A 20548-nucleotide genomic window follows, 5' to 3' on the forward strand; every position below is an offset into this window, starting at 1 on the left:
CACTCAACTCTGTGTCGTTGGCCAAAAAAACTTGAAATTGACAGTTTCTTAAAGAAACATTACATTTTATTGACATAAGGGAGAAAATCTTCTATATTAGTAGATATATGCCCCAACAATCCAGAAAAAACTATCTTTTCATACGTAAGTATCAGCTGCACTTAATAAACAGAATATATTCTTTTTTTAGTAAAAGTCAATATTTTTTTTGAGCACAGCTTTGCTTTACAACATCATCTGATGTTTTTCCCTCTCAAAAAAGCCTCAAGCACCATTATGCTTTTCCGAAAAGCAAGATATAAAAAAAGAGAAAACACCACATAATCTAAAAACACATACTCCTTCTCTCAAAGAAAAAGTCCCATCGATCATTATCAATGGGACTTAAGAGAGATCATAAAAGCTGTTTTTTAAACTGTTTTATGCAGGCTCTAATATCGTATATGACCACGATATGTTCTTGTTCTTCTTTCGTACACCAGGTTTGTATTGACATAAGGAAGAAAATCTTATATATTCATTGTTGCTTGGCTGATAAATTTTAACTTCCTTTTACTGCTACTGCGATTTTGCGCTTGTACGAAGTCAGCTGATAGGGAGAAAGCACATGTGATTACCTAATAACATGTTGGCATATTACTTTGATCGTTCATCTCATATTATCTTCCAACAACAAGAAGAACTTTGATAAATCGTCCTCTTCTTGAAGTTATTGGAGCTTCATCTTCAGTCCTTTGAGCTTTCCTATCATAAAAAGAATATATTCTTTTTTTAGTAAAAGTCAATATTTTTCTGAGCACAGCTTTGCTTTACAGCATCAAGAATTATCATCATTGTTTCATGAGGTTTCATTATGGTGTTTTTCCCTCCCAAAAAGCCTATTGAACGCTGTTGTTGTTTTTTGGTCCGAGAGAACCAACCCGTCTCAGTTTTACGATCGTTGACTCGACATGAACAATGCCTTGTTCTTCTTTTCTTTGTATGGTCTTCAATGTTCCTTATCATGTTCTTTTTTTCCTTGTTGGTTCACTTCCGAAAAAACATGAACCACGGGTTTTGAAAAATACGGAGGTTTTTTCCCCTGAAACAATTGTTTGTCTTCCTCCTTCAAAAAATCATCAGGAACATGACAGCCACTTTGACCTGGAGCAGGGCCCCACTCCTCTGGCCAAAAACCATCCCGACGTGCCCATAACAGACGCTGACGCCAATCAGAATCCTTCATAATATCCTGTTTCTCATGATACGACCTATAACCCTTCTTCTGATCAACCGCTGAATCATTGTGATGAGAAGGACAAAAAACCATTTTGTCCTCTTCATTGATCGATTTCTTTATTCTAGCTTCTGGTTTCTGGAACGCGCGCGCGGGCTCAAGTGTCCCTTGACCAAAATTGTTGTTTTTCAAGGAAAAATAACGCATTTCGGCAGATTTTTTTCCACCTTTCTGGCCATTTTTAATGCGTTCTTCTGTTGCTTTCAGAGCCTTTAACAGCTCTTTTTCTGCTCGTGCATTGCAAATATATCCCCCACAAAAATAGATTTTTCCTGCCTGACTGAGAATACCACGAATAATACGCCATTTTCGAATGGAACAACCACAGACACCGGCAAGATATTTGTCATTATCCGGAATAGGACCACCACGATCATAGATCAGATCCAGAATGATACTGTAAGCGCCTTTTTCCTCAAGCGTCAGCCCAAGAACACCGGAAATAAAATCGGCAGGATATCGTTTATACCATGGACGACTGTTCATTCTCCCACTCCTTCCCTGACCACTGAAAAAGCCATATCTGTAAAGAGAGTCAGCGACCCTATCGGGCCATTCCTCTGTTTTGAAATGATACAATCCATATCCTTTGCAACAACTTCAAGGCGATCTCGTCTTTCAAAATGTTCATCAATTGTTCCTACTATCTCTCGAGAAAGATAATATGCCTCTCTGTGTAGGAATATTATCGTATCAGAATCCTGTTCAATCGCACCGGAATCACGAAGATCGGCCAGTTGAGGAATTTTCTTGGTGCGCCCCTCCACACTTCGATTGAGCTGAGAGAGCAGGATCACAGCGATATCCAGTTCACGAGCAAGAGCCTTGAGACCGGCCGTGATTTCAGAAATTTCATTATTACGATTTCCCTGATAGCGATTGGAAGGCCTGATAAGGCCGAGATGATCAATGATAACAGCCTTCAGCGGACGACCCCGTTGCCGTGCTTCCTCTGCCATCCGCTCCGTGCGTAAACGAATTTCAGCCAACGAGGGAAAAGGCCGATCATCAATCACAAGCGGAAGCTTCTCGAGTTTATGACAGGCTTCCCTGGCAAGGCGTAAATCATGGCCGTTTATATTCCCACGGATAAGATTAATATAGGGAACAGGTTTTGGACCGTCATAAAGGATATTCGAAATGGCCCGTGCTCCCAATTTTTCACGATCCATTTCAAGACTGAAAAACAGAACAGGATGACCTGCTTCTGCCATTCCCAAAGCAACCGACAAACCAACCGTGGTTTTACCCATTGACGGACGCGCAGCAATGAGAGTTAACTCGCGCAACTGTACGCCTCCGGTGGCATGATCAAGACTTTTGATCCCCCATCCTGGAGACGGTGACAGATCTTCTCCCTGTTTCTTTTCAGCCAGGGAAATCATGTGGGTTGCGGCGGTTGCAATAGAGGCCTGGGAAGGACGCGAACCGCGAACCCCCAATCCCTGAACCTCGGAGAGAATATCTTCAAGAGATTGCATGGCGTTACGAATAAGCGGTATCGTGTCACCCTGCAGCCGGGATGCCTGATCCGCCACTTCCTGCATGTGCCGGGAAACCATGACTCTCCCCCATTGATGAATAACCCGACGGGCGGCCTCTATGGCCAGCGGCCCGGCGGATACAGTCGATGACACCAGACGTGCAAGATAGACAGAAAGTTCCAGCCCCGTTTTTTCCTCAAAGGATTTCGTCGTCGATGGCTCCATAAGACGCTTCACAATCAACGGATCAGCCGTACCAAATCGTTGATAGGCCAACGAAATCGTCCGGAAAAGTTCATGGTGAAAACCATCCATAAAATGTTCTGGCTGCAAAAACCCAAGAACCTCCCGCTCATTGCCACGCAATAATAAGGCTCCTAAAATTTCCTGCTCTAGTTCAATAATAAAATTGGGTTCGTTTGATTTCATGATGTTATCTTTCAAAAAAACAAATCATCAACAAAGATTCTCTGAATGTTCAGAAACAGCCTTCTCGACAACAGAACATGACTCTTCATTTAAAGAGTATATTCTTATTTTTGCTGATGATCCTGAATCTGTTCTATAATTTGAATAAAAAGCGAACACGTTGGCAAAAAACAAACAAAAAATCATAAAAAAGTCTGTTTTTTAAGAGATAATAGGGATTTTTAAGAAAATATCCCAAGAAAAAATTCTTTTTAATTTTAATAATGGTATAAAAAAACAAGGCAATGAATGTTCTAAACAAAATCTTGAATATGGGATCATGATGAAGAGTTTTCTTTTTATATATGGATCTGAATAAATTTAAAGAGAATTAATTCCTTATATATAAACCAGTCTTTTCAAAAAATCCATGAAAAAATTGACTTATTCTGTATTTTTTTTGGATTGTTAAATTTTCAGTTTTATTGTCATTGGGGATATAGAATCTCAAGAAATCACCTGCTGGATTGTTATCATCAAAAAATGAAATCAATGCTTAATTTTTGAGAATAATGGCATCATGGCTCATTTTCTTACCGATATTCTGAAAAGCCTCCATTAAACCTGTGGCATGTGTGGCATTATGATAATTGTTGACAGAAGAAGCACATATTTTCATGAGACGCGTCACCCTGTCACTCTCCGCGGAAAACGGTTCCAGACCAACAGAAATTGTAAATATTTCAATCCCTTGCTGCTGCGCCTGCAAACAAATCTTTTCTGTGTTCGTATCATCGTCTGTATAGGTATTCATCCCGTCTGTCATAAAGATGATATATTTTTTAAAGGTTTTATGATGTTTAGAGGCATGGTGATAGTCTTCTGTATCTGATGCCAGTGCTTTATAGGCACTTTCAAGGCCAACCGAGGAGTCGGTACCGTATTTACCATCGGCATACTTAAGCTCACGAACAAATTTCTCTGCCTTGTCGTTTCCCCAGGAAAGAGGGCTTTCACCTTCCAGCCTTCCTGAAAAAGCAGAAATTCCCATACGGATAGAAGTCTCTGACAGCGCATTGGCTTCTACCACGTCCATCATAGTGATCACCGCTTCTTTCAAAACATCCAGTCTGCTGCGAATTTGATCTGTCTTTTTACTGGACATCAGGGAGCCCATCGAACCGGAAACATCCAGGACCAGTTCAATGGAGACGGGAATGCTTTCTTCCTGTTGTGCTTCCGCAACGCCATTCACCGCAATATTGATGCTCTTTTTTCCCGTTAATAAACTGACAACAGAAAATTTGTTCAGAGGCATATCATATTCAGGAGAGGCAGAAATCTCATAGACCGTCGGAGAGGCAGAAAGTTTTGTGATCTCTATGGGTGTCTTCCTGGCAATAGTCTCAGCAACATCCGGAGAGAACAAATTGTTCAGATGCTGCTCCAGAGAGTCCCTGATCAAATCCTCAACATTATCCATGGTGTTTTTATTCTCAGGATCCTTCACCGATAGTTTGGCTGCTGCGGTCATAATGGCGGCATCGGTTGCTGCCTGCATGGAAGAACGCGTTAAAAAAAGATGACTGAAATCAATCGATAATCCTACAGCTCCAAAGATCAAGGGAATAAGAAAAGCCGTTAATAAAGCAAAATTCCCTGAACAATCACGCATCAAAAGAATTTTATTCTTGAAGTAAATCATTTAATTGAGTATCCATAAAATATTATTTAAATATAGTTTTAAAAAAACAAAAATATAAATCACAAACATCTTTTAATGATTACTTTTTTACTTGCAATTAAAAGCAAACAAATCTCATTTAATCTAAAATTAATTTAAAATATTCTTTATAAAAAGAAAATACGTCGATAGTACCATCAACGTAACCCTATAGAGCGCCCTATGGCCGTCGCTCCCTTATCGCCAAAGGATTCAGGCAACCCCTATCCGGATTTTTTACAGGATCGTGAAATTTTCGTCTTTACATTGTTTCCGGATCATTGTAATTGCTCTTGTTATATTATAACCAAGAGTGAAGAGCCTTTGAGGAAACACACATTTATGGAATATAATCCTTTTATTTTGCCTTATAAAGATCACATTCACAATATGATCTTCAATATAATGATGAACATCATAGAACCATCTGCCTTATGAACAAAACATCACCTTCAAAAGGAAACTGTTGATGTATTATTGGAGCGCATGGCAACGTGTTGCCTTTACTCTGGTTTTGATCGCCATGCTATGGTCTGTCGCCTATTGGGCAAAGGCCTGACGATGACGAAAGCCATTACCCTGCATGACCTGACGCTTGCCTATTTACGGCAGCCTGCAGTCCATCATGTCAATGGCTCCTTTCTTGCCGGAGAGCTTTCAGCCATTGCCGGACCAAACGGGGCAGGAAAAAGTACACTGCTGAAAGCCATTGCCGGTATCCTTCCCATCCATGAAGGATCGATCGAATTTCACCAATTTACACGCAAGGATATTGCCTACCTTCCCCAAAGTGCAGAACTTGAGCTTGATTTTCCGATTAACCTGCTGCAAATCGTGGCATCCGGTTTCTGGAAAGAAACAAAAAGCTTCGGTCAGGTGACGCGCGCCCAACGCGAAAAATCCCTGAAAGCATTGCATACTGTAGGATTACAGGGCTTTGAAAAACGGACCCTGGACAATCTGTCAGCAGGGCAAGTACAACGTGCACTGTTTGCGCGCCTGTTGGTGCAGGATGCCCAGATTATCCTGCTTGACGAGCCCTTCACGGCTATTGATGCTGCAACAACAGAGGTCCTGCTGAAGATCACCAGGAACTGGCATGTTGAAAAGCGGACCGTCATATGTGTCCTGCATGATTTTGAACAGATCAGGAAGCATTTCACCAATTGCCTGCTCATGGCCTGTGAATCTATCGCCTGGGGTAAACCCTGTGATGTCCTGACAACACAGAATTTACTCAGGTGCAGCTTTTACCGCAAGACTGTCCCTGATCAAGACAATGGACAAAAAGCATGACCCTTTATGATGCATTTATTCTTCCTTTCAATGATTATGGTTTCATGCGTCGTGCACTGGCGGCCTGTATCGCCATGGCAGCCAGTGGTGCCCCGCTTGGAGTTTTTCTGGTCCTGCGTCGTATGTCTCTTATGGGAGAAGCAACCTCACATGCTATTTTACCGGGTGTTGCCATTACCTTTATCTTTACCGGCCTTTCCCTATGGCCCATGACCCTGGGCGGTTTAATGGCGGGACTGCTTGTGGCCCTGATTTCCGGTGCCATTACCCGTCTCACCACCCTGAAGGAAGATGCCTCCTTTACCGCTGCCTACCTTTCCTCATTGGCCTTTGGCGTCCTGATCATTTCCATGAAAGGCAGCACGGTTGATCTTCTGCATATCCTGTTTGGCAATGTTCTGGCTGTCGATGAAGATTCCCTGATTCTTGTCAACAGTGTGGGATCCCTGAGCCTGATCATGATGGCCATCATTTACCGTCCGCTCATTATGGAATGCTTTGATCCCGGTTTTCTCAAGGCACAAGGCATTAAAGGAGCCTTATATCATCAAATATTCCTTATTCTTGTTGTCTTTGTTCTGGTTGCTTCTTTTCAGGTTTTGGGAACATTAATGGCTGTGGGTATTATTTTGCTTCCAGCGATCGTAACACGCTTCTGGACAAAAAATATTGATTGGGCGATCGGTCTCAGTATTCTTTTCGGGATTGCTGTGTCTGTGATCGGCCTGTTGCTTTCATATCATTACAGCCTGCCTTCCGGTCCGGCAATCATCCTCACTGCAAGTGTATGGTACGTCATTTCTTTATGTATCGGACCATCCAGCAGTATCCTTGTACGATTTTTTCCACGTCAACATTTTCATGAAAGAGACTCATCATGATGAATTATTTTTTAAGAATACTCCTTGCATCACTCACACTCCTTCTTCCCTTCTCTCACGCGCATGCCAGAGGTAAACTAAAAGTTATTGCGACTTTCAGTGTTCTTGGCGATATGGTCAAACATGTCGCCTATAACGACATTGATCTTAAAGTCCTTGTCGGCCCCAATGGCGATACGCATGAATATCAGCCAACACCAACGGACGCAAAGGATATTGCAAAAGCAGATCTTGTCATCATGAATGGCGCAAAACTGGAAGGCTGGCTTGATCGCCTGATTCAGTCCTCCGGCTATAAAGGACCGGTTGTCGAGGCAACAAAAGGAATTTCATTGCTCACATCGCAAGAAGAAGGCCAAAAAGCCGGCGCACCTGATCCTCATGCCTGGCAAAATGCGGCGAACGGTAAAATCTATGTCACCAATATCCGCGACGCCCTGATTGCTGCCGATCGGGCACATGCTTCTGACTATCGCAAAAATGCCGAGACGTATATCAAACAGATTGATGCCATTGATGCCTGGATTAAAGAATCGATTGCCACGGTTCCGGAAAAGAAACGCATCGCCATTATCTCTCATGACGCCTTGCAATATTTTGGTGTAGCCTATAAACTTAAATTCCTTGCAGCACAGGGTATCAGCACAGAATCGCAACCTTCAGCAGCAAACATGGCAAAATTGATCAAACAGATCCGCAAGAAAAAAATTACAGCCGTATTTCTTGAAAATATGACGGATTCACGCCTGGTCAAACAACTTGAAAAAGATGCTGGTGCACATATTGGTGGAACCCTGTATACAGATGCGCTGTCCGATCCGAAGGGACCTGCCCCAACCTATCTCGATATGTTTAAACATAATGTCCCGGAACTGTTGAAAGGCCTGCAACAGAACCCGGTTCGCTAAAAACTGTTAAAAGAAAAGGAAATGCTGCCTCTCCATCGAGGCAGCATTTTATGCATTCAAGGCAACTGAAAAAAATTTCATTCCATCAAAGGCAGGCTCTACATGAGCAGGCGTTTCCCATAAAAGAGTATCATAATCCATATAAATATGCATATGGGTCAGGATGGCCTGTTTAGGTTTAAGCAACTCAATATGCTCTAATGCTTCTGAAAGGGAAAAGTGACTCTTGTGCACCTGATACTGCAAGGCATCAATGATCAATATATCCAGATTTTGTAATTTCTGTAATGTTTCTTCCGGAAAAGAATGAACATCCGTGCAATAGGCAACATTCCCGAACCGGAAACCAAGAGAAGTCATTTTTCCATGGTTCTGCCTAAAAGGCACGGCTTTAATAGCCCCCCCTTGCCTTCAATGCTTATTGGCAAATAATCCTCTTCAATGATAAAAGGCTCAACGATTGATGGATAATAATTACTGGAAGAAACCTCAAAACAATACCCGAAACTCTTGCGAAGATGTTCCATACACTCTTTATCGGCATAGATAGGGACAGGTTTTTTTGTCTTGAGATAATATCCGCGCAAGTCATCAATCCCATGCACATGATCTGCATGCGCATGGGTATACAACACAGCATCAATATCAGAGACATTCTCACGGATCATTTGGGCGCGGAAATCAGGACCTGTATCAATAATAACCGTTGTTGCATCGCCCTCCAGGGTTATCCTGGAAACCATCAGTGCAGAGCGTGTCCGACGATTCCTGGGATTTTCAGGATTACAGGCCCCCCAATCGCCGATGATGCGGGGGACACCTGGTGAAGATGAACATCCTAAAATGGTAAAACGATACAAATCATTCATTCAATAAAGACTTTTGGCAAGCAAGAATAGACACGCATGGCATTTTCGGTTGTAATAACCGATAGTTGATCATAATCAATCTTCCTGATCTCTGCAAGGACTTTCGCCGTATGCACGACATAGGAAGGCTCGTTACGTCGACCACGCAAGGATTGAGGAGTCAAATACGGTGCATCTGTTTCAACAAGCAAACGATCTTCAGGGATTTTTGCAGCAATAGAACGCAATTCCTCTGATTTGTCAAAGGTAAGAATACCGGAAAAAGAGATATATCCTCCCAGCTTCAGACAGCTCATCGCCAATTGTTCACTGGAAGAAAAACAATGCAGAATAAATGTAAACCGGCCCTTTTTCATTTCTTCCTGCAAGATCATCGCCATATCCTCATCGGCCATGCGACTATGAATCACAACAGGAAGACCTGTGGCCCGTGCGGCTTCTATATGCATTAAAAAGAGTCTCTTTTGTTCTTTGGCGGTATCGGCATTATGATAATAATCAAGACCTGTTTCTCCCAGGGCCACAACCGATGAATGCGCAGATAAAAGAATTAATTCCTTTGCAGTAACACCCGTCTCCTCATGAGCATAGGAAGGATGGGTTCCAACCGAACAGAAAACAGAAGGATAGCGTTCCGCTATTGCTATAAGGCCAGGAACATCCCTGATCCTGACAGAAATAGCAACCATCATCTTCACACCTGCCTGATGTGCACGCTCAACAACCTGGTCGCGATCCTCATCAAACTCGGAAAAATCAATATGGCAATGTGTATCAATAAGCATGTTCACAACAATCCTTTCATGCATTATATCGCGGGAAAACTGACCAGGGCATTTCTACCGCCATCCCTGGAACAAGGCGCCCCTGCTCGCCAAGAAAAGAAAAAAACCTCGCGGAGTGAGGAACCGAAAGAAAATCAAGGATCTTACCTGCAGAAGCAGGAATAAAAGGCAATAGCAAAAGAGCAATCTGACGAATAACCTCTGCAGTAACATAAAGAACCGTTGCCATACGCACAGGATCCGTTGTCTTTAAAGCCCAAGGTTGTTGTGCTGCAAAATAACGATCTGTCTCGGAAACAACAGCCATAATTTTTTCCAGAGCACGATGGATTTCCTGTGCATTCATATGGTCACGAACCGTTTTTCCCAAATTATCACCCGAAGACAGCATCGTCTGATCGACAGGAATCAATGTCTGGTATTCCGGAATCCGGGCATCACAATGTTTAAAGATCATCGACAAGGATCGACTCGTTAAATTGCCAATACCATTGGCAAGATCAGCATTCATGCGTGTAATGATATTTTCTGCATTATAAGAGCCATCCTGACCAAAAGAAACTTCTCTCAGGAAAAAATAGCGCAGACAATCAACACCAAAACGCTCAGCCAAATCAACAGGATCCATCACATTGCCCAGAGACTTGGACATTTTTTCTCCCTTGTTCAGGATAAATCCATGAGAAAAAATCCTGTCCGGCATCGACAGCCCTGCAGACATAAGAAAAGCAGGCCAGTAGACCGCATGAAAACGGATAATATCCTTGCCGATAATCTGTAAATTGGCAGGCCAAAATGAAGAACGAGGGTTGCCTTCCTTTTCCAGAACACCTGTTGCTGTTAAATAATTGGATAATGCATCAACCCAGACATACATGATATGGTCAGGATCATTGGGCACCCTGATTCCCCAATTCAGGTTTTTCCGCGAACGCGAAATAGAAATATCTTTCAGACCTGATCTGACAAAAGCCATAATCTCATTTCGCCTTTCAGAAGGAGCAATGAAATCCGGCTTCTCATTATATAAGGAAAGAAGCGATTCCTGATAGGCAGACAAGCGAAAGAAATAACTGTCTTCCTCAACCCATTCAACAACTGTTCCTTGTGGCCCATAATGATTATTATCATCTCCCAGAAAGATCTCACTTTCCTGATAATAGGCTTCATCCCGCACCGAATACCACCCGGAATAGAATCCCTTGTAGATATCACCCTTTGCCAGCATGCGATTCCACAACTCCTGACTGCACTGGTGATGCCGCTGTTCGGTTGTCTGAATAAAATCATCATGGGAAATATTCAGACAGACAGCCATGTCACGAAAGGCCTGAGTATTCCGCTGAGCGAGTTCAGCGACTGTTATCCCTTCGCCTTTAGCGGTCTGCTGCATCTTTTGTCCATGTTCATCCGTACCGGTCACAAAGAATACATCTTTCCCGTCAAGCCGTTGAAATCGTGCAAGAGCATCCGTTGCAATCAATTCATAGGCATGACCAATATGAGGTTTCGCATTCGGATACGAAATGGCTGTTGTTATATAAAATCTTTTCCTGTTATCCATTATACTTCAAACTCTCCCAAAAAATTCTTATCCTTATCCATCATTCCCTTATAAAGAACTTTAATCACAAAAACACATCATTGTCTTATCGCATCAAGCACCTGGAAAATACTGTGTTTTTTATCAAGATTATAGATGGATGCCGACTCCAGCCTCTCATGAATCACACTGTAGAGCCGTGCAATCCTTTCTGCTTCTTCAAGATGACCTGACAAGGCCGCTCCTTTTGCCCTGTTCACCAAATCTCCTGTCACAAGATTCACAAAAAAGGAAAAAGACACCTGATCCCCTTTCGCAGACAGATCATTCATAAGCTGATGCATGATTTTAGTGGCAACATATTCCTCTTCTTCTTCCTTGAATTGTGTATAGGCCGTCATAATTTTATGACCCTGATACTTCAGGAGTTTTAGTGCTTCAGAAACGCTTCCTTCAGCGGAAAGTCTTAAAATTTCAATCTGTTGTGCAGAAAGTGACAAACCAAGATGCTGAAGGGCTTTCTCCAGATCGGTTTCCGACAGAGGAGAAAGCGTGAGCGTGATACAACGGGATCGAACTGTCGGCAGCAATTTACCAACAACATGGGACAGAAGAATAAACAAAACCCTTTTCGGAGGCTCTTCGAGAATTTTAAGCATTGCATTGGCAGCATTACGATTCATGCCATCTGCCGGATCAATCATCACAATACGCCAATTGCCCGTGACTGATTTCAGGGAAAGAAACTGATGAATCCGACGAATTGCACTGACAGGAATCATTGTTCGTATCTTGCCGGTTTTTTCATCACAAGGATACGACAGATAAAGAAAATCATGCGATGCCCCGGCAATAATCTGCTTGACAGCAGGTGACGATGGATCAGGAGGCCCTAAAGAATCCGGAGCATTCTGTGAATCAGGATTGTGCAGGATATGAAAAGCAAAACGAAAAGCCAGGGTTGCTTTCCCAATACCCTCGGGCCCTTCAATCACCAGGGCATGATGCATTTTTCCAGAAGCATAGGTGCGGGCCAAAAAATTCTCTGCTTTCTGATGTCCAAAAAGACGGGTATTGGCAGCAGGAAAAACTGCGCCTTTCAAAAGACCAGGGATCTCTTGTGTCATACTGTCGATTCCCCTCTTTTTAAAAGACATGTTTCTACAATTTTAAGTATTTGTTCTGCAATATATTCACAGTTTTTCGTAGAATCAACAGGATAACAGCGACATGGATTATCCTGGGCAATTTTCAGAAAAGACTGCCGTCTCTGCTCATGAACGGCGATATATTCCTTTTCAAAACGGTCCAATGGGGTGTTCTCTTTCCCCTGTGCCTTTTGTCGCCGGGCAACACGTTCCAGACCAACATCTGCAGGAAGATCAAGGATAATGGTACAATCAGGTAACATATCCTCAACAGCAAGCTCCTGAAGAGCAGTGACAAACTGCCTGTTGTTCAGCTCTTCCTTGATTTGATAGGCATAGGTAGAATCGATAAACCGATCACAAAGGACAATTTTCCCGGAAAGAATGGCTGGACGGATGATCGTTTCAACATGGTCATGACGTGCAGCAGCAAACAAAATGGCTTCCATATCAGGACCGAAATCCTTTTCTGCCATAGAAGAGAGCAAAATATAACGAAGGGCTTCTGCTGCCGGTGATCCCCCTGGCTCACGGGTAACACAGACATCATAAGAGCGTTGACGAAGCGATTGTGCCAAAGATGTCATTTGAGTTGACTTCCCTGCTCCTTCAATGCCTTCAAAAGTAACAAATAATCCCCGCATTACAGGTCAAGCTTTCTATTTTGTTTTTCACAACCCAATAAGGATCCTTTATATCCAGGGAGCGTTAGCCCCATCGGATTTCACCATGAAGAAGTTCATCTATTTCATACAGGATTTTGCTCTTTAAAATCAATGATCTGCTGCCTCTTTCCCTTTTTGTGTTGACTTTTTTTCTTGCAAACCTCATGATGATGCCATGAAATCACAAGAAGCAGCAAAAAATGAACCGACAACATACACACTTGTTGGTATTATTTTTGCCATTATGGCTGCAAGCTTTACTTTATTGCGTTTTGGGGCACCTTTGATTAATAATTAAATTTTATAGTATCCTTTGATGGTCTTTTTATAAATGTTCTGTAAACTCTTGAAACAGGACATACAATATGGATAGCAACGCGAGCAGGAGAAATTTCAAGCATGTCCAGTGATGTTTTTGCCGTTGTTGGCGCCACTCGGGGGACTGGATTGCATATCGCCACACAGTTACTTAAACGTGGCAAAAAGGTTCGTGTCATCGCACGGGATGCCACAAAGGCTAAAAGCCTTCTGGGAACAAAGGCAGAAGTCATTGCCGGAGATGTCACCATTCGTGAAAGTCTCGGCACCGCATTGAAGCAGGATTGTCAAGCCATATTCTATGCTGTTGATATGAGTTCTGGCATTACCGGCCGGGGGTTTTTAAGCTCGGCAGCTGAAATCCGTAACGTCACATACCAGGGCTTCGTTAATGTTGTCAACGAAGCACGTGCCAACGATTTCAATGGACGCATCATACTGCTGTCAGGCATGGGGTGTGATCGCTGTTCAACACTTGGTGTGTTGCTGAATACCATCAAGGGAAACTTGCAAAAAAATATGGTTGACCGTGAACAATTCCTAAAAGAAAGCGGCCTGGACTATACCGTGTGTCGGGGTGCTGTTCTCAACAATAATCCAGGAAATGCACAACGAATAGTTGTTAAAGCACCAGAAAATACCTTATCGTTGATGCGCCAGATTACACGGGCTGACTTTGCCCGTGTATTGATTGCTGCTGCAGAACGGCCGATAGCCTCACGAAAAACATACGATGTCTTCAATGAACCAGGCCCTCCCAATGACGAAGAAGACATAGAATTTCAGTTTCAAAATATTCCCTGATTGAAGGAGAAAAATTACCCTTTCCTGATTAAGATCCGAGCCCTGAAAAGCGTATCCCAATACAGCAGCGTAACGCCTTAAAAATAAAATTTCCTGATCATATTATGATGGACATTCATATAAATAAGTGTATGTTCACATATAATGTCGTGTAAGGTGTAAAGGCGATCGTAATATGGCTGATAATAATATTACAAAATCATTAGAAATATTCCGTATGAATCTCCGACAAGATCTTAATGAACTTATTGATAATAAAGTTGATTCGCTTGTTAATAAAATGGACACCAAGTTCGATTCTTTTTCAGGAAAGGTAGAAGAAAAATTCGATAAGGTTGATGTCAAAATTAATTCAATCAATGAAAAAGTTCATTGTGTTACAGATCATGTAAACTATAAAATATGCCAAATGGAAAATTTATCATACAAGGAAATAGACCTCATTAAAAATGAGTTACATAGATCTGCTGAAAGGGATTTTCGTATGCTTTTTGGAGTCATCATAACTGTAACACTCAGCCTGGCAGGAATGATTGCAAGAAGCTTGCACTGGTTTTAGACAATAAAACATGCAAATTTTCTTTCAGGATTTTAATATACTCATCTCAATAAGCCAAAAGCTTACTGACATGATGATAAAAACAAGGGCAATCATAATGATAAAAACCTGGAATATGTTTGGAATTTTTTGAACTTGTCGTTCAATACTCAAAACCTTGATCTCTATTCTGGCCAGCTTGTCATTTAAATGATGATTGATCGCCTGCATTTCACGAACGATCTTGTCAGAATAATGAGCCATATCCTCTTTTGTGATCAGAGGTGCGGTTATTTTTTCGAGATTATGAGGAGATGAATTGCTTGTTTCCTGGATTAAGGGTTCTTCTATCACGGTGTCTTCTATCAAGGGTTCTTCTATCAAGGGTTCTTCACGATCATTGTTATTATTTATGATATCCATTGGGACATCATCAAATAATTTGCTTAATAAGTCAAGTTGATGAGAAGAGAAAAATATTTTGAAATACAATCATTAATTATATATTATTTCTCCCGGAAGGAGGTATCGCTGCACAATTATTCTCTGGCAAACATTCTACCCTTATTACGAGATCTACAATCCCCTAAAAGCAACCAGCCTTCTTCCTTTTTTTTTCATTCAAGGATCACTTTCCTGATGCCACCAGTTTGCATGATTCACCAAAACCTTGATTCCAGAAACATCGTTCTGTTTTAACCAGTCTGAAACAGATTTTTCCTCAATCAGCATAGAAGGCGCAATGTCTTCAAGAGGCATGAGCACAAAACCCCGTTGTGTTATCTGTGGATGAGGAATTGTCAAACGATGTGTCGCGATGGTATGATTGTCATAGCTTAAAATGTCCAAATCCAGCGTACGAGGGCCCCAACGTTGGGAACGCTGTCTTTTCATGGTATCTTCGATGGAAAGCATCAAATCCAGAAGATTTTCAGGAAAAAGGGTCGTTTTTATGAGAGCCGCTGCATTTAAAAAACGAGGTTGATCATGCATTCCCCAAGGCTCTGTCAGATAAAGCTTCGATACAGAAAGAACTTCACAATCACGGCAATGATGAATGACCCTCAGGGCAAAAGCCATGTTTTGCCTTTTTTCACCAAGATTGCTCCCTATTCCTACACATGCCAGGACAGGTTTTGGCCTAGTAGGATTGCTCAACTCTTGCCTCTACGTAATCAATAATCCCCTGCAATGCAGCTTTCGGTTTGCGGATAACGATTTTAGCCCTGGTGATCTGTTTAAAGTGATGGTGAAGAGCATTTATAATATCCATCGCCAGGACTTCAATAAGATTGCGTCTTGTCGTGGTCACAACTTTTTCAACAATCTGATAGACATGATCATAATCAATTGTATCTTCAAGGCTATCGTTCTGAAGACCAGAATAAAAGGCGATATCTATTTCCACATCAATAAAAAACGGCTGACCACGACGTTTTTCTACTTCATATGCTCCGTGATTTGCAAAAAATGTACAATTTTTAAGATATAGTGTATAAATATTATTCATAAAATTTCTGAATCCTGGGAAGAAAACCTCTGATTGGCAATCATCGTATCTGCAATAAGAAGAGCTTTTTTGGTCATGGCAACATTATGTACCCTGAAAATTGCAGCGCCTGCCATTCTTAGAGTGGCATTTATGATCGCTGTACTGACATCTCGTGATTTCGGATCTGTTTCTTCTGTGACAGCCGCAATAAAACTCTTTCGTGAAACCCCTACAAGCAAGGGAATATCAAGGCATGTGAGCTTTGAAAGGTTTGACAATAGAACAATATTGTCCTGAACTTCTTTTCCAAAACCGAAGCCAGGATCAATGACCATGGATTCACAGGATATTCCTGCCTCTTTTGCAATTTCTACTGAATTTTTCAGAAAAAAAATCTGATCATCGAGTATATCAGACATTTTATCACGACCACGACCTGTATGCATGATACAGACTCCTGCTTTATAGGCTGCAATCACTGCAGCCATATCGCTATCAAATTGCAAACCGTAAACATCATTGATAATATGGGCCCCCATACCGAGAGCCATTTTTGCGGTTTCTGCATGATATGTATCAACAGAAACAAGAGCATCTGTAGACGATACCAATTTTTCCATGACAGGCATGATACGGTCTTGCTCTTCCTGCAGACTGACAGAGGAAGCTCCTGGTCTCGTGGATTCACCACCAATATCAAGGATATCTGCTCCTTCTTCCAGACACTTCATGGCATGGGCAACGGCTTTTTCGACAGTAGAATAATGCCCTCCATCAGAAAAAGAATCAGGCGTTACATTGACTATCGCCATAATACGCCCTATAGGACCAATAACAATGTTACGTTGATGAGCCAGCTTCCAGGAAAAAGAATCATACACTGCCATTTTCAGAATGACCTTGCTCGAAAAAATGGTATTCTCTTTAAACTGGGGTTATTAAGCCTTTTCTGAGCATTCACTAAAATAATCTGATTCATCATGAAAAAAGTTACTGTTAAAATATTTTTGCTGGCGAGTTTATTTTTTTTAACCCTGAACTTCTCTTTTCACAAGTCATCTATAAAGAATCAACAGGTTATTATAATTTAACCACAAGACCTTTAAAAGACCTTGGCAAGACGATTAAAAATCTTGATGAAGAAATATACAAACATAGCACATCAGGATTAAAACACCCTGGAATAGCACAGATTGATTTTGATACGCAACTCTTTTACAAGAACAGAAATCATTTTTGTTATCCATCAGAGCCTGTGGTGACTCTGACCGTCAGGATCATATTGCCCTATTGGAAAAACAAAAAATACGCACTCCCTGAGATCGCTTTGATCTGGGACAGTTTTAGTTTTGATATCAAGCGTCACGAAGAACACCATGCTGAAATCGCCAGAATTCATGCCCATCAATTATATAATTCTCTCAAATCGTTGAAAAAAACCAATGATTGCAGATTGTTTCAAAAAAATGCTGATAAAATAACCCGCCATCATATGAATATCCACGATAAAGACCAGCACCAGTTTGATATTATCGATGGTAAAAATTTTTCAAGGCGCATCAGGAAAATCCTTGTACATCATATCAAAAAATCAGGATTCTAGGGAAAGATTTTCGTTCATCGGGATATCCTGACATCAAAACAATCGATTTTGACAATCATTTAACGACACGGTGCTGTTGAAAAATTCTTGTGACCCCGCCCAGGGTAACAGGACCGTTGATTAATCCGACTATCGATAACCCATTGACCGTCACGCAAAACAAGCTTGAAAATTGACCTTTCCGCCTGAACAGAATCATCTCGCAAACCAGATTCCTTAATAGTCACTGTCGCGGCGGTTGGACTTTCGCCACCAGAAACCACCTGTTTAATCACCATATTGGACACTTCCATCTGAAAATCTTTCCCCATTTCCTTCAACGCAACCTGGTACGGCGGTAACGGCGCAGGAAGAGCAAACGCTTCTGGTGATTCAAAATATACCATCAGAAAAAACAGTAGCAAAAGATATTGCACTTTATCAAATAAATATATATTTAAGGAACGCATAAATTCCATACTCCAGTAAAAAATTGAAAATCATAAAAATCATAATTGAATATACCAAAACAGAGTTATGGCACAAAAAAAATCCCTGGTATAATCCCTCAAAATTGCATCATACTCCAATGGGTTTTATCAATCCGGAACCTTCCAAAAAATGTTTCAGAACAGTCAGGGATTGGCGTAAAAGCCAAAAAGCCCAAAAATTACCCAAACCACCTGAAAATGGTTATGAAGCATTTATAAATCAATGGTGGGAAAAGGCAGATTTCAATGGACAGGAAGATGCAATCTGGTGGTTAGGACATGCCTGTATCCTCATACGAACACAAGGAACGCATATCCTGATTGATCCAGCGCTCAGCCAACGCGCTTCACCGCTATCATTTTTTGGACCAAAACGTAAAACTCCTCCAGCAGCAACCGTGGAAGAATTGCCTAAAATTGATGTGCTCATCTATTCTCACAATCACTATGATCATCTTGATTCCACAACTCTCAAAAAACTCCTGAAGCGCTTCCCGTCCATAAAAACATTTGTTCCTCTGGGAGTAGGAAAGATTTTACGTCAATACGGTGCTGGTTCTGTGAGTGAATGCGACTGGTGGGATGAGGTGTCAATGATGGGATTGAAACTACATTGTACGCCAGCACGTCATTGGAGCATGCGCAGCCTATGGGATTTCAACCGTAGCTTATGGTGCAGTTGGGTTATTGATACAGGGACTTTTCGTTTCTTTTTTGCAGGAGATACCGGTTATACCCTGCGGCTCGTGGAAATTGGTGAAAGACTTGGGCCTTTCGACGTGGCAGCCTTGCCCATTGGCGCCTATATGCCAGAATGGTTCATGGAAGAAAATCATATGAGTCCTGAATCGGCTGTAAGATTATATCAGCAACTTCTCTGCCCATCACGCGTTATCCCCATCCATTGGGGTACCTATGAACTTTCAGATGAATCTCTTGATGAGCCTCCGCAGGAATTAGTCCGTGCCCGGGAAAAAGCAGGAATAACAGATGATCATTTTGCACCTCTGAAAATCGGTTCCAGAATCATCATTGAGAATGTTTCATGAACATGCCATAAAGAAACAGGAGCCTCTTTTAAAAGAGCTGGTTTTTCCTGCTCTATAAGGATATGATCATCCCTGTCAGGAGAATTCCCTGCGTTGGCACATCAAGCCTTTAAGGTTACAATCATGCAATTATCGTTACAACAGGAAAACGCCCTTAAAGCTGTGAGTCGCTGGTATCATAAAGCCGATAGCCCCATATTCAGGCTTTTTGGCTATGCAGGAACAGGAAAAACAACCCTTGCGCGATATTTCTCCGAACATATTGATGGTGATGTTATCTTTGCAGCTTTTACCGGAAAAGCCGCTCAAGCACTTAGAGCCCGTGGTGCCTCTGGTGCGCGTACCCTTCATTCCCTCATCTATCGACCAAGAGGATCAGAAACCGTCCAGGATGATCATACCGGAAAAACCGTTATTTTACCAACATTTTCCATAAACTATCTGAGCCCCGTAGCAAAAGCATCCCTCGTGATTGTGGATGAATGTTCTATGGTCGATGAACAGCTTGCCCAGGATCTTATGACATTTGGTACACCCATTCTTGTTCTTGGTGATCCAGGGCAGCTGCCACCAATCTCGGGAAGTGGCTTCTTTACCAATCATGAACCCGACTTCATGCTCACAGAAATCCATCGGCAAGCCCGCGAAAATCCTATTATTCGTCTTTCCATGGAAATACGCGAAGGCAACAGGATTACCTGGGAAGATAAAAGCACTGTTCGAATGATACACCCTACAGATGTCACATCCTCCATGTTGGTGGACGCGGATCAAATTCTTGTAGGAACAAATCATACAAGACGAAAATACAACAAAAAATTGCGTCAATTAAAAAACTTCTTCTCTGTTCTCCCGGATATCGGTGACAAGCTTGTTTGTTTAAGGAATAATCCTGAAAAAGGTTTGCTCAATGGCTCAATATGGAAAGTCACAACACTCCTTCCCTGCTCAAGGGAAAATACGGGGATCACCTTACAGGTTAAAGACGATCATGAGGATCTCAATACTCAGCCGGTAACAATTAATCTTCTTAAAGATTCCTTTGAAAATCCAACGAATACAATTCCTTGGACAAGAAGCAAGCGTTATGATAGCTTTGATTATGGCTACGCATTAACCGTTCATAAAGCTCAAGGATCCCAATGGAACAAGGTTGTATTGTTTGACGAAAATCATGCGTTTAAAGAAATGCGAAAACAATGGCTTTATACCGCTGTTACCAGGGCGTGTGAAGAACTGATCCTTGTGTGTTAATTGCAAGATAGTTCTTGAGAAAGCAAAAAAATAT

At 41.8% G+C, this 20548-nt stretch carries 22 protein-coding genes and 2 pseudogenes; 9 read left to right on the plus strand and 15 right to left on the minus strand.

Going from position 1 to position 20548, the window contains the following annotated elements:
• Window positions 1-771: 771 nt before the first annotated feature.
• From B488_RS03785 to B488_RS03800, 5 genes and pseudogenes are all read right to left on the minus strand, one after another.
• The gene (locus B488_RS03785) at window positions 772-1005 is read right to left on the minus strand and encodes a hypothetical protein (RefSeq protein ID WP_015273208.1); all 234 of its coding nucleotides are present in this window, start codon (window positions 1003-1005) and stop codon (window positions 772-774) included.
• Window positions 989-1762 (minus strand): YdaU family protein, encoded by a 774-nt coding sequence (locus B488_RS06875; protein ID WP_015273209.1) that lies wholly within the window; start codon window positions 1760-1762, stop codon window positions 989-991. The genes B488_RS03785 and B488_RS06875 overlap by 17 nt, the downstream gene beginning before the upstream one ends.
• On the minus strand, window positions 1759-2823 hold the full coding sequence (locus tag B488_RS03795) for a replicative DNA helicase (protein ID WP_244422725.1): 1065 nt from the start codon (window positions 2821-2823) through the stop codon (window positions 1759-1761). Before B488_RS03795 ends, B488_RS06875 begins: the two co-directional genes overlap by 4 nt.
• An 81-nt stretch (window positions 2824-2904) precedes the next feature.
• Window positions 2905-3189 (minus strand): annotated as a pseudogene (locus B488_RS07330) (DnaB-like helicase N-terminal domain-containing protein); the annotation flags it as partial.
• A 535-nt stretch (window positions 3190-3724) separates the two neighbouring features.
• Entirely contained in the window at window positions 3725-4873 is a 1149-nt protein-coding gene (locus tag B488_RS03800; RefSeq protein ID WP_015273212.1) for a vWA domain-containing protein, read from the minus strand.
• A 579-nt stretch (window positions 4874-5452) separates the two neighbouring features.
• On the opposite strand from B488_RS03800, the gene B488_RS03805 reads away from it, so the two are divergent.
• The 3 genes from B488_RS03805 to B488_RS03815 are packed head-to-tail and all read left to right on the plus strand — an operon-like array spanning window position 5453 to window position 7976.
• Complete coding sequence (locus tag B488_RS03805) at window positions 5453-6187, plus strand: metal ABC transporter ATP-binding protein (protein ID WP_051012119.1); 735 nt, start codon at window positions 5453-5455, stop codon at window positions 6185-6187.
• Entirely contained in the window at window positions 6184-7068 is an 885-nt protein-coding gene (locus B488_RS03810) for a metal ABC transporter permease (RefSeq protein WP_015273214.1), read from the plus strand. Before B488_RS03805 ends, B488_RS03810 begins: the two co-directional genes overlap by 4 nt.
• Complete coding sequence (locus tag B488_RS03815; RefSeq protein WP_015273215.1) at window positions 7065-7976, plus strand: metal ABC transporter substrate-binding protein; 912 nt, start codon at window positions 7065-7067, stop codon at window positions 7974-7976. The genes B488_RS03810 and B488_RS03815 overlap by 4 nt, the downstream gene beginning before the upstream one ends.
• A gap of 48 nt (window positions 7977-8024) precedes the next feature.
• On the opposite strand, the pseudogene B488_RS03820 reads toward B488_RS03815, so the two are convergent.
• The 5 genes and pseudogenes from B488_RS03820 to tmk form a co-directional block, all read right to left on the minus strand.
• Window positions 8025-8845 (minus strand): annotated as a pseudogene (locus B488_RS03820) (MBL fold metallo-hydrolase).
• Entirely contained in the window at window positions 8842-9630 is a 789-nt protein-coding gene (locus B488_RS03825; protein WP_015273218.1) for a TatD family hydrolase, read from the minus strand. The pseudogene B488_RS03820 and the gene B488_RS03825 overlap by 4 nt, the downstream one beginning before the upstream one ends.
• A 16-nt stretch (window positions 9631-9646) precedes the next feature.
• Window positions 9647-11194 (minus strand): methionine--tRNA ligase, encoded by a 1548-nt coding sequence (gene metG / locus B488_RS03830; protein WP_041770700.1) that lies wholly within the window; start codon window positions 11192-11194, stop codon window positions 9647-9649.
• Between the two features lie 77 nt (window positions 11195-11271).
• A complete protein-coding gene (locus tag B488_RS03835) occupies window positions 11272-12300 on the minus strand; it encodes a DNA polymerase III subunit delta' (protein ID WP_015273221.1) in 1029 nt (342 codons plus the stop codon).
• Window positions 12297-12965 carry a dTMP kinase gene (gene tmk, locus B488_RS03840; RefSeq protein ID WP_015273222.1) on the minus strand — a complete coding sequence of 223 codons (669 nt, stop codon included), beginning with the start codon at window positions 12963-12965 and terminating at the stop codon, window positions 12297-12299. The genes B488_RS03835 and tmk overlap by 4 nt, the downstream gene beginning before the upstream one ends.
• A 196-nt stretch (window positions 12966-13161) precedes the next feature.
• Here tmk and B488_RS07435 point away from each other — a divergent pair, with 196 nt between their 5' ends.
• The 3 genes from B488_RS07435 (at window position 13162) to B488_RS03850 (ending at window position 14667) form a co-directional block, all read left to right on the plus strand.
• Window positions 13162-13284 carry a hypothetical protein gene (locus B488_RS07435; protein ID WP_015273223.1) on the plus strand — a complete coding sequence of 41 codons (123 nt, stop codon included), beginning with the start codon at window positions 13162-13164 and terminating at the stop codon, window positions 13282-13284.
• Between the two features lie 101 nt (window positions 13285-13385).
• On the plus strand, window positions 13386-14108 hold the full coding sequence (locus B488_RS03845; RefSeq protein WP_015273225.1) for an SDR family NAD(P)-dependent oxidoreductase: 723 nt from the start codon (window positions 13386-13388) through the stop codon (window positions 14106-14108).
• Between the two features lie 175 nt (window positions 14109-14283).
• Window positions 14284-14667, plus strand: coding sequence for a hypothetical protein (locus B488_RS03850; RefSeq protein WP_015273226.1), 384 nt, complete (start codon window positions 14284-14286; stop codon window positions 14665-14667).
• Window positions 14668-14691: 24 nt separating this feature from the next.
• Here B488_RS03850 and B488_RS03855 read toward each other — a convergent pair whose 3' ends face one another.
• The 4 genes from B488_RS03855 to folP all read right to left on the minus strand — a co-directional run bounded on the left by B488_RS03855 (window position 14692) and on the right by folP (window position 17025).
• The gene (locus B488_RS03855; protein ID WP_015273227.1) at window positions 14692-15069 is read right to left on the minus strand and encodes a hypothetical protein; all 378 of its coding nucleotides are present in this window, start codon (window positions 15067-15069) and stop codon (window positions 14692-14694) included.
• A gap of 198 nt (window positions 15070-15267) precedes the next feature.
• A complete protein-coding gene (gene folK / locus B488_RS03860) occupies window positions 15268-15804 on the minus strand; it encodes a 2-amino-4-hydroxy-6-hydroxymethyldihydropteridine diphosphokinase (RefSeq protein WP_041770704.1) in 537 nt (178 codons plus the stop codon).
• A complete protein-coding gene (gene folB, locus B488_RS03865) occupies window positions 15788-16156 on the minus strand; it encodes a dihydroneopterin aldolase (RefSeq protein WP_015273229.1) in 369 nt (122 codons plus the stop codon). The genes folK and folB overlap by 17 nt, the downstream gene beginning before the upstream one ends.
• Window positions 16153-17025: a dihydropteroate synthase gene (gene folP / locus B488_RS03870; RefSeq protein WP_015273230.1), complete on the minus strand. Its 873-nt coding sequence runs from the start codon at window positions 17023-17025 to the stop codon at window positions 16153-16155. The genes folB and folP overlap by 4 nt, the downstream gene beginning before the upstream one ends.
• Before the next feature lie 236 nt (window positions 17026-17261).
• Here folP and B488_RS07030 point away from each other — a divergent pair, with 236 nt between their 5' ends.
• On the plus strand, window positions 17262-17741 hold the full coding sequence (locus tag B488_RS07030) for a DUF922 domain-containing Zn-dependent protease (protein WP_280109469.1): 480 nt from the start codon (window positions 17262-17264) through the stop codon (window positions 17739-17741).
• 59 nt (window positions 17742-17800) lie between these two features.
• On the opposite strand, the gene B488_RS07100 is transcribed toward B488_RS07030, so the two are convergent.
• A complete protein-coding gene (locus B488_RS07100; RefSeq protein ID WP_015273232.1) occupies window positions 17801-18019 on the minus strand; it encodes a hypothetical protein in 219 nt (72 codons plus the stop codon).
• A gap of 290 nt (window positions 18020-18309) precedes the next feature.
• On the opposite strand from B488_RS07100, the gene B488_RS03885 reads away from it, so the two are divergent.
• Together B488_RS03885 and B488_RS03890 are read left to right on the plus strand one after the other, a co-directional pair.
• Window positions 18310-19260: an MBL fold metallo-hydrolase gene (locus tag B488_RS03885; RefSeq protein WP_015273233.1), complete on the plus strand. Its 951-nt coding sequence runs from the start codon at window positions 18310-18312 to the stop codon at window positions 19258-19260.
• Between the two features lie 123 nt (window positions 19261-19383).
• Window positions 19384-20514, plus strand: a complete 1131-nt coding sequence (locus tag B488_RS03890; protein ID WP_015273234.1) for an ATP-dependent DNA helicase — start codon at window positions 19384-19386, stop codon at window positions 20512-20514.
• Window positions 20515-20548 lie beyond the last annotated feature (34 nt).

This window comes from Liberibacter crescens BT-1, assembly GCF_000325745.1.
Lineage (GTDB): Bacteria > Pseudomonadota > Alphaproteobacteria > Rhizobiales > Rhizobiaceae > Liberibacter > Liberibacter crescens.

Excerpts from the sequence above, each read along its gene's own strand:
- B488_RS03885 (WP_015273233.1), top strand. The coding sequence starts at position 18,310 with ATGGGTTTTATCAATCCGGAACCTTCCAAAAAATGTTTCAGAACAGTC.
- B488_RS03800 (WP_015273212.1), bottom strand. The coding sequence starts at position 4,873 with ATGATTTACTTCAAGAATAAAATTCTTTTGATGCGTGATTGTTCAGGG.
- B488_RS03835 (WP_015273221.1), bottom strand. The coding sequence starts at position 12,300 with ATGACACAAGAGATCCCTGGTCTTTTGAAAGGCGCAGTTTTTCCTGCT.
- B488_RS03805 (WP_051012119.1), top strand. The coding sequence starts at position 5,453 with ATGACGAAAGCCATTACCCTGCATGACCTGACGCTTGCCTATTTACGG.
- B488_RS03855 (WP_015273227.1), bottom strand. The coding sequence starts at position 15,069 with ATGGATATCATAAATAATAACAATGATCGTGAAGAACCCTTGATAGAA.
- folB (WP_015273229.1), bottom strand. The coding sequence starts at position 16,156 with ATGAATAATATTTATACACTATATCTTAAAAATTGTACATTTTTTGCA.
- B488_RS03810 (WP_015273214.1), top strand. The coding sequence starts at position 6,184 with ATGACCCTTTATGATGCATTTATTCTTCCTTTCAATGATTATGGTTTC.
- B488_RS03795 (WP_244422725.1), bottom strand. The coding sequence starts at position 2,823 with ATGCAGGAAGTGGCGGATCAGGCATCCCGGCTGCAGGGTGACACGATA.
- B488_RS06875 (WP_015273209.1), bottom strand. The coding sequence starts at position 1,762 with ATGAACAGTCGTCCATGGTATAAACGATATCCTGCCGATTTTATTTCC.
- B488_RS03815 (WP_015273215.1), top strand. The coding sequence starts at position 7,065 with ATGATGAATTATTTTTTAAGAATACTCCTTGCATCACTCACACTCCTT.
- B488_RS03890 (WP_015273234.1), top strand. The coding sequence starts at position 19,384 with ATGCAATTATCGTTACAACAGGAAAACGCCCTTAAAGCTGTGAGTCGC.
- B488_RS03850 (WP_015273226.1), top strand. The coding sequence starts at position 14,284 with ATGGCTGATAATAATATTACAAAATCATTAGAAATATTCCGTATGAAT.
- folP (WP_015273230.1), bottom strand. The coding sequence starts at position 17,025 with ATGGCAGTGTATGATTCTTTTTCCTGGAAGCTGGCTCATCAACGTAAC.
- tmk (WP_015273222.1), bottom strand. The coding sequence starts at position 12,965 with ATGCGGGGATTATTTGTTACTTTTGAAGGCATTGAAGGAGCAGGGAAG.
- B488_RS07435 (WP_015273223.1), top strand. The coding sequence starts at position 13,162 with ATGAAATCACAAGAAGCAGCAAAAAATGAACCGACAACATACACACTT.
- metG (WP_041770700.1), bottom strand. The coding sequence starts at position 11,194 with ATGGATAACAGGAAAAGATTTTATATAACAACAGCCATTTCGTATCCG.
- B488_RS07100 (WP_015273232.1), bottom strand. The coding sequence starts at position 18,019 with ATGGTGATTAAACAGGTGGTTTCTGGTGGCGAAAGTCCAACCGCCGCG.
- B488_RS03785 (WP_015273208.1), bottom strand. The coding sequence starts at position 1,005 with ATGATAAGGAACATTGAAGACCATACAAAGAAAAGAAGAACAAGGCAT.
- B488_RS03845 (WP_015273225.1), top strand. The coding sequence starts at position 13,386 with ATGTCCAGTGATGTTTTTGCCGTTGTTGGCGCCACTCGGGGGACTGGA.
- B488_RS03825 (WP_015273218.1), bottom strand. The coding sequence starts at position 9,630 with ATGCTTATTGATACACATTGCCATATTGATTTTTCCGAGTTTGATGAG.